The following is a 16,978-nucleotide window of genomic DNA, read 5'->3' as shown; positions in this document are numbered from 1 at the left end:
CTTCGCGTTTATATTGTTTTGTTTATCGCAATGCGTATCATTTGGAACCATTTGGAACCATTTGGAACAACTTTGACATGAAACAACATGAAACCTTTCAAACGTTTTCAAACCCTTCCAGGTATTTAGCCACCGCACTTAGGAAGCTTCCGCCAAGCGCCCCGTCAATAACACGGTGATCGTAAGATAACGCGAGCATCATAATGTCACGTACCGCCACTCCATAACCCTCAGGTGTTTTTACTGCCCATGGTTTTTTGAGAATGGTGCCGAAAGCAAGGATTGCAGACTCCGGTTGATTAATTATCGGTGTACCGGTGAGATTGTTATATTGACCTATATTGGTGATTGTAAACGTGCCTCCCCTGACCTCTTCCGGCAGAAGGCCACCGTTCCGGGCCCTTGCAGCCAAATCAGTCAGCCGCCGTGCCAGTCCCCCGATATTCTCACGGTCGGCATTACGGATTACAGGTACTATCAGGTTGCCGTCAGCCAGTGCTGTGGCCACCCCTATATGAATTCCTTTATGAATGATGATTGAATCCCCGGCGACAGTGACGTTAATTCGCGGAAATTGCTTAAGTGCCCTCACTACGGCTTCAATAAATACAGGAGTGTAAGTGAATTTTGTGCCTTCGTTTTTATAAAATTCGTCTTTATGAGTTTCTCTCCATTTTACAAGGGCTGTGACATCTGCCTCGAGGAATGATGTAACATGAGCGGCAATCTGCTTTGAGGCTGTCATGTGTGAGGCAATGATCTTCCGCATCCTGTCCATTTCAATCACCTCATCATCCGCACCGGCATTTATAATTTCAGGCGTTGCCCGGGTTTCAGCACTCTTCACAGGAATAAACCGGTTGCCGGATTCGCCGTTAAGCAGCGGCCTGCTAATGAGATACTGATTCAGGTCGTCTTTTGTAACGGTATTCCCTTCACCCGTACCCTGCACCAAACTCAGTTCAGAAGATGTAATCCCTCTTTGTTTTGCCAGCATGCGGATTAAGGGCGTAATTTGTGTCTCTTCTCCCTCTTTATACTGGCGGGCCGGAGCGGATGTTGTTACCTGGGATTCCGCTAAGCCGGATGAAATACGTGAACCTGTGATATCAAGGGTTTCAGCAGCACTGCCTGCTGTTTCAATCAGGGCGATCACTTCGCCCACCTTCGGTATTTCCCCTTCGCGATATACCAGTTTTCCTATTGAACCTTCAACAGGCGACGGGATTTCCGAATCCACTTTATCGGTAGCCACTTCAACAAGGGGCTGATCTTTCACTATATGCTGGCCCACGGAAACAAGCCATTTTGTAATGGTAGCCTCTATTATGCCTTCGCCCATTGCGGGCAAAACAAGCTCATATTTTCCTTTCTTTTCCAAATGCGGTTTCAGTATGGTTAACAGAAGAACTATCTTGTCCCAGGTTTTTTAGGTTATGTGCAATAATCCTCAGGTCATTGGTCAGCCTGTAATCCTTGGCATATGAGAGATTCATCTGGTTTACCAGTTCAGCACCCGGGATCATGCCGTCCACCGGAGTAAGTATCCCCTTTTTAATTTTTGGAAGTCCGGGATGCTCGCCCCCGGTTGAGCCATAATAGCCCACCCACGAACTGAAACCCGCCAGCACGCTGAAGGCATTTCTGAAATAACCCGGCTTGTTCCTTACCATAAACAGCATAACAGGAGAGAACACAAGGAAAAGAATTGAGATCACTACATCAAGAAACCGCTTTTTGTGCCTGCTTGACTTACGCGACAGGGTGTTGAAATGCAATACATATAATTCACCGGTTGTATCGATTGAATTGCTTCCGATCACGGAAAGGCTTGCAGGAGGGGCTATTTTAAATTCCAGGCCGCTGTCGTTGAACCTTAACATGGTGCGGATAATCTGCTCTGAACTCACTGAGGCTGAGCAAAAAATGAGTTCGTCTACCTGGTTTATTCTCACAATCTCATCAATCTGATCGAGATGCCCAATTGATCTTATATTCCCCCCGGAGAAGGGATCAACATAACCTACGAGTTCAGGCAAAACCTGTGTCTGCTTTATTATTGAATACACTCTTTCGCCCTCCTGGGTATCGCCGATAATAATGATCCGCTTTTTTTTCCGGGAAATTTCAAGTGAAAAAGCTCCTTTATTAAGGATATGTAACAAATACCTTGTTAAAATTGTTGAAATAATCACCCAAAAACTTCCCAAAACAATCAAAGCTCTTGAAAATCGCCATGTTTCGGGTAAAAGGGCATAGATCACAAGGATCACAAGTGATCCCATAAGCACACCCCTGACAAGGTCATTTAATTTTACTTTTTTATCATAGCCTGTTGTAAAGTAGATTGAAACCAGCCAGATGAAAATATAGGAGGGAACAGCAAAGCTAAGATATTCAGAGGGATAATAACCCCGGTAACCAAAATGATGCTGCTCCCATAACGGAAGAATAAACAGGAAACCACAATAGATCAGCAGTGCATCGAAGACCGCGGTAATTGTTCCGGAGATAAACCTCGTCAATATTGAAAAACCGGCCCTGAAATAAATGGCCAGGTGGATTAAAAAGGAATAAAGCCGAAATGAGTTACCCTTAAAATGTTTTTGGGCAAAAATGATCATAGCCCTGTAGAAAACAAGCACGTAATTAATACTTCCTTTTCGTGTGCTTTCGCCTTTGTAATGGATAATTGTTGTTCGCGGATAATACACGTTCCTGAAACCGGCGAGATTGAAACGGTACGACATATCAATGTCTTCACCGTACATGAAAAAGGTTTCATCGAGCAACCCTGTTTTCTCGAGCGCCGAGCGGCGCATAAACATGTACGCGCCGGATATAACATCCACATCATGAATTTTATCCTTGTCGAGAAACCCTAAATGATACTTTCCGAAACGATGCGAATGGGGGAAAAGGGCCGAGAGACCGAAGATTTTATAAAAGGCAACTGCGGGTGTAGGTAAAGCTCTTTTCGATTCGGGAAGAAATCTTCCCTTACCGTCTATCATTTTAACGCCCAGGCATCCGGCATCAGGGTTTGAATCCATATAACTGATGCACGAAGTAAATGAATCCTCCTGCACAACGGTATCGGGATTCAACAAAAGTACATAACGTCCGGTTGCCATCCTGACCGCTTGGTTATTGGCCTTTGCAAAACCGGCATTCACTGCGTTGGCAATGAGTTTAACATCAGGAAACTTATCACGGACCATTTGTACCGAACCGTCAGCCGAATGATTGTCAACAACAAATACCTCAGCCCTTATGCCTTCAATGGCTTTCATAACCGAATGCAGGCACTGCTCAAGAAAGTATTTGACGTTGTAATTGACAATGATTACTGACAGGTCCATGCCCAAAGATAGTAAAAAAGAAGGCAGATGCTGGATGTTGGATACTGGATACTGGATGCTGGATACTGGATGTTGGTTACTGGATACTGGATGAACAACGCCCGTCATTGCGAGGAGCGTGAACAATAAATGATTATAGTACGATCAAAAGTCGACGAAGCAATCTGCCCGCACCGGCAGTACTTACCAAAGACAGACCAATGTAAAATTCAGATATACTGATGATTTGCGTTTGGTGCTTTTAGCTATGGACTTCCTGTGCGGGCAGATTGCTTCGTCGCAGTTACATTGTCCTATGCTGTAACATTGTCAGGCTCCTCGCAATGACGACCTTACTTACTTCTTACTTGGGCTCGGTATTGCCTTGGCGCATTCCATCAGTGACATGCGACAGGCATTGGTGTTTCCCAGGGTACAGGCTTTATTGAAGTTTGGACAGGCTTTGTCTTTTTGTTCAAGCCGGTAATACGACATCCCAAGGTTGAAATACAACGCTGCATTGCCTTCGGAATACTGAAGCGATTTCTGGAAATCCTCTGCAGCCGCTTCATAATCCTTGATATCGTAATTCACTATGCCCCGTGTATAATAGGCACTGGCAACCGTATCATTTTTCTGGATTGACACTGCAAGGTCAGCCAGTGCATTTTCATATTCAAGAAGGTTATAATAGCTTACACCCCGGCCCAGGTAACACCTGTAAAGGATATCCTGCTGATTGAGTTCTATTGCCCTTGAAAAATCATCAAGCGCTTTACTGTACCGGGCCCGTCCATTATTGATGATCCCGCGCATATAATAGTAACCGGCCACATCAGGATACTTTCGGATGGCATCATCCACCATATTGATGGATTGCTTCTCATCCTTCATCAGGAACAGAATATTGATTTCTTTAATAGCCGCAGGATGATACGAAGGTGAAATATCAACTGCCTGTTTTGTTTTTTCAAGAGCAGCCGGTAAATTACCGGACGCTATCAAGACGTCTGCCTCCTTAAGCAGGGCATCCATCCTGGCCTCATCCTGTGCCACAACCTCCATACACAGTGAAAAAATGAGCAACAGCAGGACCGATATTTTAATTCCGGAATTCAAATTGTGTAATGATTTGCTGATCTGAAAATACTAAATTTTCGTATACAACACGTTATTATTGCTCCTTTTTAACCAGATTCCTGAAATCGGATTCCAGGAAGCCATCCGGATTCTTGTCGCTGATCCGGTGATAATCGAAATAATAGAACATGGCATCTGCAGCGCCAATGATCACGTTATAGCAACGGGCATCAAGCTTAGTTCCCTCAGGTCCCACTTTATGAAGGAAAACGACATCAGGATTGCGGTCGGCAATGGCTTCTTCAATATCCTCCATGCTAACAAGCTTAAACGGAAAGGGATATACCTTTTTAATTTTTGCCTCGGTGTTTACCTGTGGAGCCAGTTCATCCTGAAGCAGGTATAAAGTTTTACCCTTTATATCTTTTATATTATCATTATAGTGCTTGAAAACATTGGCCGAAATGATTTCCGGATGTTCATGAATCAGCTTTGCATGATTTTGCAGGAAACGAACCAGAATTCCAAGCTTGTAAGCATATCCTTCTTCATCCACATCATAATAGGCAAGAGGAACTGATGCGATATCGGGCATTTCATTCAGACGGAAATAATCGCCGCCAAGTGAAAGATTCAGAAACCGGTAGGAAGCATCGGTCTTATCAGCTTCAAACTGAACTTTCGACATATAAATAAAGGAATACTGTGCATCCATCCGTTTGCTTTCAAATTCCTTGTTGCTTATAAATTCAAATGGTGTGATGTTCCATTCCTGCTGCATCACTTTTTTAATAATGGAATTATATTCCATCAGCGGATTATCTTCGAGAACAACGAGGGTCTTGGTTGTAAAAAAGGTATTCACATCTTCACGTGAAGGAACATATCCCTGTGCACGCATCTGTAACACTGCACATAGCAGAAAAACAAAAAGTGAGAGTTTTTTCATAACCGGTTATTTTTAACTTACAGGAAAATATAAGGGATTTTTTTCATTAAACTTCCGGATGTAAAGAAATTTCATCTGTTTACGTTTCTTTTTGCTTAAAGATGCAAATTCATCATGAAGTTGCGGATCGGGCATCAGCAGCAATTCCACGCTCTCTTCATTATACTCAAGCACGTTTCCCGTCTTAAAATCGAGCAGGAACTGTTTCATCTCAACATTTGAGCTTCCTGAAGAATAAGGTGAATAATAGGGCGAGTAATAAGGTGAGTAATAATAGGGGTAACCGTATCCGTAATACGGGTACCTGTCGGAATTATAGGTAGTCATACTGGCCACAAAGTGACAGATATTTCCCACGATGGTTATACGGAAATAGCCGTCATTCAGGTTGATATATAAAACTCCGTTACGTGAAAACCCCCATATATTTTTGGTTTGTATTTCCTGCTTCGACCCCAGGTCATCAAACAACTGCAATTTTTTTTCCTTAAGGATCAGCTCAAAAAAATCAGGGTTGTCATAAGCCACCTGGGTAATAATCCGCGATTTTAAAATCGGGGCGTTCCGTTTGACCTGGTCAAAATTAAGATAGATACCTTCCTTGAATTTAAAGTCAGGCGTATATTTCACTGTACCTGCTTCCTGAGCATACAATAAAAATGAGAGATTCAGAAAAGCAACAGCTGGAAGAGCTTTAATAAAGCGAATCAGAAACATTTGCATATGCTTTAGCGTATTACAAAAATAGCCTTAATTTATGAACCGTAAGAATCTTATGTCAAAATCCGTTTTCAAAAATCGGGCCATTCAGGTGTCAAATATCCGGTATGATTGAATGCTCATTTTAGCAGAATAATTCTTATATTTAACTCAGATAATGAGTTTCAGGGTTAATATTCCACCATCATTATTGATACTATAAACGAATGAATCCTCTATACCGACTGCTGGCACGCCTTATGAAAAAGCTTGAATTACAAGCGGATCTTGACGTTGTAAATAAACTTCTCATTGTATATTTCATTAATATAACGTCAATCATTGCTTCGCTTGTATATGCGGTGATTACTTTAAAATCAGGTGACTACCCGCTTGCATGGTTTTTCCTTTGCGTATCCGTAGGTCTTATTCTCGTTTTCATTTTTCTGAACATAACAAAAAAACTTAATGTTACAAGGATAGCTATCACCAGTATAGCTGCCGTTTCTATTTTTTACCTGCTTTACAAGGGAGATACAACAGGTATTGAAATGTACTGTATTCTCATTTTTCCGACGTTTTGCATCCCTCTGTTCGGATTAAGCCTTGGAAATTTTATTTCATTTATCCTTTTTGTTCTTGCCGTTGTATTTTTTTCAGTTCAGAAACAACTTCATGTTGAACACCTGTATAGTTTACCTGTGATCATTAAATTGCTGGGTGCATATACTGTAATTCATCTCCTGGTTTATATGAATGAGTTCCTTAAATTGCATAACTATTCATCCATGGAGAGATCCCTGATTGAATCAAGGAATGAAACCCGTCAGAAAGATGATTTCCTTTCAAAACTTTCACACCAGATCAGGACCCCGCTGAATAACCTTACAGTGGTCTCAAACCTTGTTAACCGGTCAAAACTTGACGCCGAACTCAGGGATCTGTTTGATACCATTATGGCGTCAACAATCAACCTTATCAATGTAGTCAACAACATTGTCAAGGTTTCTGAGGTTAAGATAGAAAAGGAACTCGGCAGTATGGTGAATTTCGACTTGAATTCGTCAATTGATAATACTTTGAAGTTGTTCAAGGATCAGCATAAAGACCGACTTGATGTGAATCTGAAAGTTTCAAGAAACATTAAAAACCAATACATTGGCGACCCCATCCGCATCAAACAGATCTTTCTCAATATTATCGAAAACATCATAAAGGCCAATCCTTCGGGTAAACTGATGATTGACATTGATGTGGACCTGTTAAGCGACTCGGAACATGAATCGGATCTTTTTTTCAATATCCGCTGCCCTCAGCTCCGACTTGAATCGGATGATTTCGGGAACTTTTATGCTCATCCGGAGCCGGGAATGATTAGCGATGGCTCCTATCAACCCGATGACTATTTTATTGATTTCACCATTGCCAAAAAAATTATCGAATATCACGGCGGCGAACTCAAGATTGAAACTGCAAACGGACTGACAACCCTGAGATTCAGCTTTAAACTGAAGAAAGGAATTACAGGCGCTCCCAAACCCGAGATCGATAAAGATACAGCCCAGCTGATCCAGAGTAAAAACAAAGTGGAGCTTAAGAATGCCAATATCCTGCTTGTTGAAGATAATGCCATCAACCAGAAAATCATTATTCTTTCACTTAAAAACCATGTCCGTAATATCGATATTGCCAATAACGGAAAGGACGCACTTGATAAATTCGGCACCACAAAATATCACCTCATCCTCATGGATATCCAGATGCCTGTAATAAACGGTATCGCCGCCACAAAGAAAATTCGTGAACTCGAAGCCACTTCAAATACACAGACTCCGATCATTGCCATAACAGCCAACGCTCTGTCAGGCGACAAAGAAACCTGTCTCGCCGCCGGCATGAATGACTACATCAGTAAGCCTTTCCAGGTTGAAGTGCTTGTGAATAAGATGAAGATGCTACTTGAAGACTAAACTAATGTGCTAATAAGGTAATGTGCTAATGTGCTAATGAGGTGTCTCAGTTTTTCATTGGCACATTGACCCATTGGCAAATTGGCATATTGAATTGGCACATTAGCACATTAGCACATTAGCACATTTTTAAAAGTCAATTTTAATTCCAATAACGAGAATATCATCCACCTGATCCTGCTCCCCGCGCCACTCCATTACATTGTTTTCAAGAATTTCATGCTGCTTTTCCATCGGGAGCTGGTGCAGGTTTAACAGCAGGTGCCTGAAACGGCGGTATTTGTATTTCTTACCGTCGGGACCGCCGAACTGGTCTGCAAAACCATCGGAGAATATGTAAATAATGTCTCCTTTTTGTATGGGTATCAGGTGATTCTTGAAGGTTTGTTCCCTGAAATTGGTTTCATCAAGACCTATGGCAAACCTGTCGCCTTTTACCTCCATGATTTTATTGTCGCGTATCAGGTAAAGCGGGTTAAAAGCCCCTGCAAATTCAAGGATCATATCTTTCTTGTCGATCGAACAGAAGGCCACATCCATTCCGTCTCTCAAAACCACGTTGTCCACATCTTTGAAAATCTCATGAAAATCGTCGTTCAGCCTGTTCAGGATATCTGATGGCCTTGTCAGTCCTTCGATATTGGTGATCTTCCTGAATAATTCAAACCCGATGATCGACATAAAAGCCCCCGGTACCCCATGTCCGGTGCAATCCACTGCAGCCACAAAAATGCGGTTTCCCACCTTGTTCACCCAGTAAAAATCTCCGCTGACGATGTCTTTGGGCATAAACAGGATGAACGAAGAAGGAAATATGGATTTAAACAGTTTGTAAGGCGGAAGCATGGCTGTCTGAATACGCTTGGCGTAATTAATACTGTCGGTAATGGCTTTGTTTTTCAGTGTCAGCTCTTCTTTCTGCGACATGATCTGCCGGGCAATCATTTCGCGTTCCTGGTTCTCACGGCTAAGGTTAAAGAATTGCCTGATCCAGAAGCGTACAAAAAGAAATACAAGAACCATTGCAGCAAGCACCATGGCACCCAAGCCAAGGCGGGATCTCCAGTAAGGAGCTTCAACAATGACAATTAATGAAGTCTGGCTTACCTGGTCACCGGTAAAGGCACCTGAAATGTTGAGCCTGTATTTTCCGGGAGAATACCTGTCAAGAAGAATAAAATGCCGGTTACCCAAACTATGCCATATGGGTTCACGTTTGCTTTTCTCAAAACTATACCGGTATTCATTCAGTTCGGGACGGGAAAGATTAAGCACAGCAAACTCAATTATAACGGGTATTCTTTTCCACGGAATTGTAATCGTGTCTGCTACCCGGTTAAAGAGTTCGGTGTTTTCCGAAATATTCTTCGTATACCGGATTCCAGTGATGGCTATATGAGAGGCGGCTTTTTTCAGTCTGGCTGTATCTGGTGAAACGACGGAAAGTCCCATCGGACCTCCTACATAGATATTTCCTTTTGAATCACCCGCCAATGCCGAATACGATTCATTCACAAGTCCCTCACTGATATCCAGTTTTCTGGTTGCTTCGGTGACCTTGTTATAGACATATAAACCGGTTTCCGTGCCGAGCCAGATGTTCCCCTGTTCGTCCATTGTGATCGCCGTGATTACCATATTCATGACTTCAGGACGATCGGTAAGCGCTGTAAACTGTTTTGATCTCAGATCGAACCGGTATGCTCCCATTGAAGTACCTAACCAGAAAAATCCATTATCAGAAGCAATGGAGTAAACGGCTTTTTGATCGGTATTCAGTATGTTAACGTCATACGGTGTATACCGGTTATATTCGTGATGTACGGGATTGTATAACACTAACCCGTTTTCAGTGCCGAGCCAGAGATTACCTGCAGCGTCATCCTCAATATCATACACTTGTTCCACAGGGATATGCTGACCGTTCTTCGTAACCGATTCAATCGTATAATGCCTTGATGAGTCGATCCGGACACTCTGTAATCCGTCTGAAGTGCCAAGCCATAAGGCCGCTTCATTATTATAAAAAAGGCAATTGATCCTCACATTTTTTACCAGTTCCCGGTTCATAAAAGGGTAGAGGCTGAACAAACTGGCCCGCCGGCCACCCGCAATGTATACCTCAATATCATGTTCGGAAACCACAAAGTACTCTTCGGGCTTGAATGGGTAAAATCCTTTAACAGGACTACCGTCAATGGAGCTGAAATGTTCGGTCTTCAGGGTTTTGAGATCGGCAACACTGAACCCGTCGTTTCTGTAACCTGTGAACAGCTTGTTATCCCTATCATACACCCTGAGTGCGGTAATATCATTGTGAGCCAGCCTGAGACCTTCGGAAGCTGAATTATAATTACGGATAACCATTTCAGCTCGCCGGATCTTTATGATTCCCTGTGCGGCACCTGCCCAGATATTCCCGAATGAGTCCACAGTAACTGAACTGACTTTAATATCAGGTGGTATACTGATCCGGGAAAACACCCTTGAAGATTCGTCGAATTGCACTATACCTCCGGATGATGCAATAATAAGCTGCTTACTGTCAATCCTCCGGATATCGGTGATACTGTTCTGAGATACTGCCAAACGCGATCCTCCCGGATACCACGCATATGGATTATAGTCGACGTCAATGCGGTTAAGCCCGTTTTGCGTGCCGGCCCACATTCCATTTTCACCGTCGTAGAAAAGACATTGCACCGTATTATTGCTCAAGAGCCCCGATTCATTAATTCCCACCACCTGCTTAAAAGTATTTTCGGGAATGTTATAAAGGAGAATGCCCCCGCTGGTACCTATCCATATATTGCGGCTCAAATCGGAAGCTACGCATGTTGTGCTCACACCGCTCATCAGCTCGGGCGGGATGATATAGGTTGATACAGTCAAACTTTTATCAACAAGCGTAAGCGACCGGTCAGTAAGGATCCACAAATTTCCGTCCGCCGAACAGGCGTCACGCAATACGGCATCTTTAGGATACTGGTTGTCAAATTGTGATACCGGAATTTTTATTATAGCGCCTGTGCGATTATCAATGCGATTTATTCCTCCCTTGTTAAGCGACCATATATTGCCCGATTCGTCGGTTAATACCTTAATAATGTGATGAATTCCCGGATAACCGTTTCCGGATGCAGGAGTAAAAAAATGAGTGAACCGGTAGCCATCATACCGGTTCAACCCGTTATTCGTACCGGCCCACAAGAAGCCGTCGTTATCAAATGTTAAAGAGTTAACCTGTCTCGAGGACAAACCGTCACCTGCCGAAAGGACTTCAGGAGCAAGATAGTTCTGAGCTTGCAGTAAATTGACAATGAGCAAGTTCAGAAAAAGAATATAAAGCCGGCCTGCCCGCATGAATCCGTAAGTTTGAAACTATTAAAGTAGTTAATTTCTTATACAATAGCAAACTTACAGCATGCGGCTTTCTATTCCAATTCCACCTTTTGTCCCAGGGCTATTTTTTCAAGCATTTCAGTGGTTACCGATTTAGGTCGCTCAAGCGGATAATTCAGGGCGCGGTCCCATATAATATTTGCGCAAATACCGATAGAACGGCCTATTCCGAACAATACTGTGTAAAAATCGTATTCTTTAACTCCATAATGCCATTGAATGGCGCCGGAATGTGCATCCACATTCGGCCAGGGGTTCTTTGCCTTACCCTGTTCCCTTAATATCGGAGGCACCACTTTATATAGCAGATCGACATATTTGAATATAAGGTCATCTGACATGTGTTTCAGGGCGAATTCGCGCTGTATCATATAACGGGGATCGGTGATGCGCAATACGGCGTGGCCGAACCCGGGGATAACCTGGCCCGATTTAAGGGTATCCCACACGAATTTCTTCACCTGTTCCTCGGTAGGCTCATCCTGTCCGACTTTTTCGCGCAGGTCATGTAACCAGCGCAGCACCTCCTGGTTGGCAAGTCCGTGCAACGGACCAGCCAGGCCGTTGATCATGGATGATATGGCCAGGTAGATATCCGAAAGCGAACTGGCAACAAGATGCCCGGCGTGTGCACTCACGTTGCCGCTTTCATGGTCACTGTGCAATATGAAATGCATTCTTGATACATCATCGTAGGGTTTGGGAATGCCCAGCATATGGGCAAAGTTCGCTCCCATGTCGAGGTTGGGGTCAGAAAATTCCCTGTGGCCTTCACGGTATGCTTTATGATAAATACAGGCTGCTATCTCGGGAAGCTTGGCCAGGAGGTTCATGGCATCTTCATATGTCGGATCCCAGTAATCTTCCTTTTTAAGCCCTGCATCATATTTCCTTGCAAAAAATGATTCCCTGTGCATGGCCAGTATAGACGCTGAAAAGATCACCATAGGCGGTGTACCCTTCGGAAAGGCATCGATGATTTCAATAATATACCTGGGAAGAACCCGCCGTTTCTTGAATTCGTCGAGTACATCGGCTACATTTTCCTCGGTGGGAAGATCGCCGGTAAGAAGAAGATAAAACACACCTTCTACGTAAGGCATTTCAGAGCCTTTGGGGCGTGGAAGTTTCGCGAACAGTTCAGGAAGTGTGTAATTTCTGTACCGAATTCCTTCATTCGGATCGAGATACGAAATGTCGGTCACCAGGCACTTCAGTTCACGCATGCCTCCCAACAATTTTCCAATTGTTACGGTGTCCACCACAACATCACTGTGCTCATCCATCAGATTCTTAATCCTGGGGCGCCAGGTCTGAATCTTTCGGTAGAGAGTTTCCTTAAGTCCGGCCATGGGAAATAATTTTTAAATTAGGAATATGAATTAGTTTTAATGAATCAGGAACAACCAGGGACTCGTTCATTAAAAATAAAACAGCCTAACGGTTGTTTTGTTTAAGTGTGAGACAGTAAAAGTTAAATAAAATTTAAGCATTTTTTTGTTTTAGGGACGTTAGGGACCATAGGAACGATAGGGACGCAATGGCTGAAAACACAGGGTTTAACCCTGTGCCTGTATATTTCACCCTTTCAGGTTGACTCTTTATTCACCAGATAATTCTTATGAATAGCCCTGAAAGGGCGGCATAACCCAGCACAGGGTGTAACCCTGTGTAATTGGCCGAAATCCTTCTTCAGCCCTGAAAGGGCGTCAGAAAATTATCCAAGAACCCTAACCATCAGTGGCGGACTTTCCGGATATTCTAACTAAAGTTAGTTAATATATAAGGGGATGTCAATACCAGTTAGAACAAAAGCCCGGGCAATAGTTCAGATGATGTAAACCGTAATTTGGGTGGCTTAAGCCGAAAATAAAAAAGGCTGTCCTGTTGGACAGCCCTTGATGTTGTTCTACTTATTGCGTATTGCCTGTGCAGGCGTAATGACGGCTTAGTATTACTTCTTATATCCGTAAATCGCCAGATCGCCCAGTTCTTCCTCAATGCGGAGAAGCTGGTTGTACTTGGCCATACGGTCGGAGCGGCTCAGTGAACCGGTCTTTATCTGACCCGAATTGGTAGCTACTGCGATGTCAGCGATAGTGGCATCTTCAGTTTCGCCCGAGCGGTGTGAAGTGACCGTTGTATAACCAGCTCTGTGTGCCATTTCGATAGCATCAAGAGTTTCGGTGAGTGATCCGATCTGGTTAACCTTGATCAGGATTGAATTGGCGCAACCCATATCGATACCTTTCTTAAGGAATTCAACATTGGTTACAAATAAATCATCACCAACGAGCTGGCAGCGGCTGCCGACTTTTTCGGTAAGCAGTTTCCAGCCATCCCAGTCGTGTTCCGACATTCCGTCTTCAACCGAGTCAATGGGATATTTGTTAATCAGGCTTTCGAGGAAAGCAACCTGTTCGGCAGATGAACGAACTGCACCGTTTGGTCCTTCGAATTTGGCATAGTTGTATTTGCCGTTTTCGTAGAATTCGGAAGCTGCACAGTCGAGGCCGATTGAAACCTGTCCGCCTTCGGAAGCACGTCCGGGTTTGTAGCCGGCTGCTTCAATAGCTTTTATAATGGATTCGAGAGCATCTTCAGTGCCTTTGAGAGTGGGTGCGAAACCACCTTCATCGCCAACTGCAGTGCTGAGACCCCGTTCTTTTAATACTTTTTTCAATGAATGGAAAACTTCAGCGCCCATGCGGAGGCCTTCGCGGAAACTGGGAGCGCCGATGGGGCGGATCATGAATTCCTGGAATGCAATGGGGGCATCGCTGTGCGAACCACCGTTAATGATGTTCATCATCGGAACGGGGAGAACTTTAGCGTTTACACCTCCGATATAGCGGTACAGTGGCATATCATGAAACATGGCGGCAGCTTTTGCCGTGGCCAGTGAAACACCGAGGATAGCGTTGGCACCGAGCTTGCTCTTGGTTTTTGTTCCGTCGAGAGCGAGCATTTTTTTATCAATGGCAACCTGGTCAAGGGCATTCATGCCGATGATTTCTTTTGCAATGATGTTATTAACATTATCAACGGCTTTAAGAACGCCTTTTCCAAGGTATCTTTTCTTGTCGCCGTCACGAAGTTCGAGGGCTTCGTTTTCACCTGTGGATGCTCCTGACGGAACAGCGGCACGGCCGACAAAACCGCTTTCGAGAATCACTTCAACTTCAATAGTAGGATTACCTCTTGAATCAAGGATTTCACGTGCATGAACATGTGCTATTTGTCCCATGATAGTTTATTTTTAGGCTTTAGAAATTATTCTTTTGTTTCTGTTGCATCGCCTTCTGCGGGCTGTTCGGGAGCCTTTTCTTCCTTAGCGGCTGCTTTGGGAGCTGCTTTTTTTGCAGCTTTCGGTTCCTTTTCAGCGGCGGGCTTGGCTTCAGCGGTACCTTTCTTTGAACCTCTGCGGCTGCGGCGGGTTGTCTTGGTTTCGGCAGCTGCGGTTGCACCCAGCATGGCTTCGTTGAAATCAACGAGCTCGATATAGCACATATCAGCAGCGTCACCAGCGCGGGCTCCGATTTTCAGAATACGGGTATATCCACCCGGTCTGTCAGCAATCTTCGGCGATACATCCCTGAAGAGAGTTGAAACGGCATCCTTATCCTGCAGGTAGGTGAAAGCCAACCGGCGTGAATGCGTTGAATCCTCTTTCGATTTGGTAAGAATCGGCTCAATGAAAACCCTCAATGCCCTTGCTTTGGCAGTGGTGGTTTTAATGCGCTTGTGAAGTATCAGTGAAGATGCCATGTTCGAAAGCATAGCCTTACGGTGAGCGCTTTTTCGTCCTAAATTATTATTTGTATTATTATGTCGCATGATAATCCTAAAATTTAATCAGTGGGTATCTCTTTTGTTCCCTGTAAGGTTAAAATTAATCTCTGTCGAGCTTATACTTGGCAATATCCATCCCAAATGAAAGATTCATGGTTTCGAGCAGTTCATCAAGCTCAGTGAGCGATTTCTTACCGAAATTCCTGAATTTCAGGAGGTCGTTTTTGTTAAATTTAACAAGATCACCAAGAGTTTCAACTTCAGCAGCTTTAAGGCAGTTCAGTGCCCTGACTGAAAGGTCAAGATCAACGAGTTTGGTTTTGAGCAGTTGCCTCATATGGAGAACTTCTTCATCGAATTCCTCGTTGGCGGCTCTTTCTTCGGAATCAAGAGTGATCTTTTCATCGGAGAAGAGCATGAAGTGGTAGATCAGAATTTTAGCTGCTTCCTTGAGGGCGTCTTTCGGATGGATCGAACCATCGGTAAGAATTTCCATAAGGAGTTTTTCATAGTCGGTTTTCTGCTCTACGCGGTAATTTTCAACTGAATACTTCACATTCTTAATGGGTGTGAAGATAGAATCGATAGGAATGAGACCGAATTCGGCATCAAAGGGTTTGTTCTCTTCTGCCGGAACATATCCCCTGCCCTTGTTTACATGGAATTCCATGCGGAGTTCCACATCCTTTTCCATATGGCAGATCACCAGTTCGGGATTCAGCACTTCGAAGTTGCTGAGGAAACGGTTCAGGTCACCGGCTTTGAATGAAGTCTGGTCCGACAGTGTCACCATTATTTTTTCATCATTCACGTCGTCTGCCAGGCGTTTGAACCTGATCTGTTTCAGATTGAGGATGATTTCAACCACATCCTCAATGACGCCGGTGATGGAGGCAAACTCATGTTCAACTCCGTCAATTTTGATAGCTGTTATCGCGTAACCCTCAAGGGATGAAAGAAGGATCCTGCGAAGGGAATTACCGATGGTAATACCGTATCCGGGTTCCAGCGGACGAAATTCGAACTTACCGAACCTGTCGTCCGATTCGATCATAATCACCTTATCGGGCTTCTGAAAAGCTAATATGGCCATATTGTTTATTTAAGATTTCGATTATTAGAATATTCTTCTATTCTATTACTTGGAATACAACTCAACGATCAACTGTTCCTTAATGGTTTCCGGAATCTGGTCGCGTTCGGGGCGGTTGATGAGCTTACCGGCCATCTGTGCACCGTCCCACTCGAGCCAGGTTACGTTAACCCTGCGTGAACCAAGGGAATTATGAATGACTTCGAGAGATTTTGATTTTTCACGAACGCCCACAATGTCACCGGGTTTAACGGAGAATGAAGGGATGTTAACCACTTCACCGTTAACGGTTATATGACGGTGTGAAACAAGCTGACGGGCACCTGAACGTGAAGGTGAAATGCCAAGCCTGAAAACCACGTTGTCGAGACGTGATTCGAGAAGCTGGAGCAATACCTCACCGGTAACACCCTTGCTGCGCTGTGCTTTATCGAAAAGGTTTGCAAACTGTCTTTCGAGCACGCCGTAAGTATATTTGGCTTTCTGCTTTTCACGAAGCTGAATGCCGTATTCTGATGATTTCTTTCTTTTCTTATTGGCACCATGTTGTCCCGGGGGATAATTCTTCTTATCGTAACTCTTATCCGGTCCGTAAATGGGATCTCCAAATTTTCTTGCTATCTTGGTTTTAGGTCCAGTATATCTTGCCATT

At 43.8% G+C, this 16,978-nt stretch carries 12 protein-coding genes; 1 reads left to right on the top strand and 11 read right to left on the bottom strand.

Features of this window, described 5'->3' with window-relative positions:
* Positions 1-97: 97 nt before the first annotated feature.
* The 5 genes from VK179_03760 to VK179_03740 all read right to left on the bottom strand — a co-directional run bounded on the left by VK179_03760 (position 98) and on the right by VK179_03740 (position 6,087).
* Positions 98-1,381, bottom strand: coding sequence for a dihydrolipoamide acetyltransferase family protein (locus tag VK179_03760; protein HLO57830.1), 1,284 nt, complete (start codon positions 1,379-1,381; stop codon positions 98-100).
* Complete coding sequence (locus VK179_03755; protein HLO57829.1) at positions 1,359-3,362, bottom strand: glycosyltransferase; 2,004 nt, start codon at positions 3,360-3,362, stop codon at positions 1,359-1,361. The genes VK179_03760 and VK179_03755 overlap by 23 nt, the downstream gene beginning before the upstream one ends.
* Before the next feature lie 336 nt (positions 3,363-3,698).
* A complete protein-coding gene (locus VK179_03750; protein HLO57828.1) occupies positions 3,699-4,460 on the bottom strand; it encodes a tetratricopeptide repeat protein in 762 nt (253 codons plus the stop codon).
* Between the two features lie 55 nt (positions 4,461-4,515).
* Complete coding sequence (locus VK179_03745; GenBank protein HLO57827.1) at positions 4,516-5,370, bottom strand: hypothetical protein; 855 nt, start codon at positions 5,368-5,370, stop codon at positions 4,516-4,518.
* 12 nt (positions 5,371-5,382) lie between these two features.
* A complete protein-coding gene (locus VK179_03740; GenBank protein HLO57826.1) occupies positions 5,383-6,087 on the bottom strand; it encodes a hypothetical protein in 705 nt (234 codons plus the stop codon).
* Between the two features lie 209 nt (positions 6,088-6,296).
* Between VK179_03740 and VK179_03735 the strand changes: the two genes are divergently transcribed.
* Positions 6,297-8,039, top strand: coding sequence for a response regulator (locus VK179_03735; GenBank protein HLO57825.1), 1,743 nt, complete (start codon positions 6,297-6,299; stop codon positions 8,037-8,039).
* Positions 8,040-8,168: 129 nt separating this feature from the next.
* On the opposite strand, the gene VK179_03730 is transcribed toward VK179_03735, so the two are convergent.
* The 6 genes from VK179_03730 to rpsD all read right to left on the bottom strand — a co-directional run bounded on the left by VK179_03730 (position 8,169) and on the right by rpsD (position 16,977).
* On the bottom strand, positions 8,169-11,402 hold the full coding sequence (locus tag VK179_03730; protein HLO57824.1) for a two-component regulator propeller domain-containing protein: 3,234 nt from the start codon (positions 11,400-11,402) through the stop codon (positions 8,169-8,171).
* Positions 11,403-11,473: 71 nt separating this feature from the next.
* Complete coding sequence (locus VK179_03725) at positions 11,474-12,793, bottom strand: citrate (Si)-synthase (protein HLO57823.1); 1,320 nt, start codon at positions 12,791-12,793, stop codon at positions 11,474-11,476.
* Between the two features lie 602 nt (positions 12,794-13,395).
* Positions 13,396-14,688, bottom strand: a complete 1,293-nt coding sequence (gene eno / locus VK179_03720; GenBank protein HLO57822.1) for a phosphopyruvate hydratase — start codon at positions 14,686-14,688, stop codon at positions 13,396-13,398.
* A 26-nt stretch (positions 14,689-14,714) separates the two neighbouring features.
* Positions 14,715-15,278, bottom strand: a complete 564-nt coding sequence (rplQ, locus tag VK179_03715; GenBank protein ID HLO57821.1) for a 50S ribosomal protein L17 — start codon at positions 15,276-15,278, stop codon at positions 14,715-14,717.
* Positions 15,279-15,333: 55 nt separating this feature from the next.
* Entirely contained in the window at positions 15,334-16,326 is a 993-nt protein-coding gene (locus VK179_03710) for a DNA-directed RNA polymerase subunit alpha (GenBank protein HLO57820.1), read from the bottom strand.
* 45 nt (positions 16,327-16,371) lie between these two features.
* Entirely contained in the window at positions 16,372-16,977 is a 606-nt protein-coding gene (gene rpsD, locus VK179_03705; protein HLO57819.1) for a 30S ribosomal protein S4, read from the bottom strand.
* Position 16,978: the final 1 nt, after the last annotated feature.

Source organism: Bacteroidales bacterium (genome assembly GCA_035299085.1).
Lineage (GTDB): Bacteria > Bacteroidota > Bacteroidia > Bacteroidales > UBA10428 > UBA5072.
Note: the sequence above shows the minus strand (reverse complement) of the source record. Positions and strands in the feature narration are given on the sequence as shown.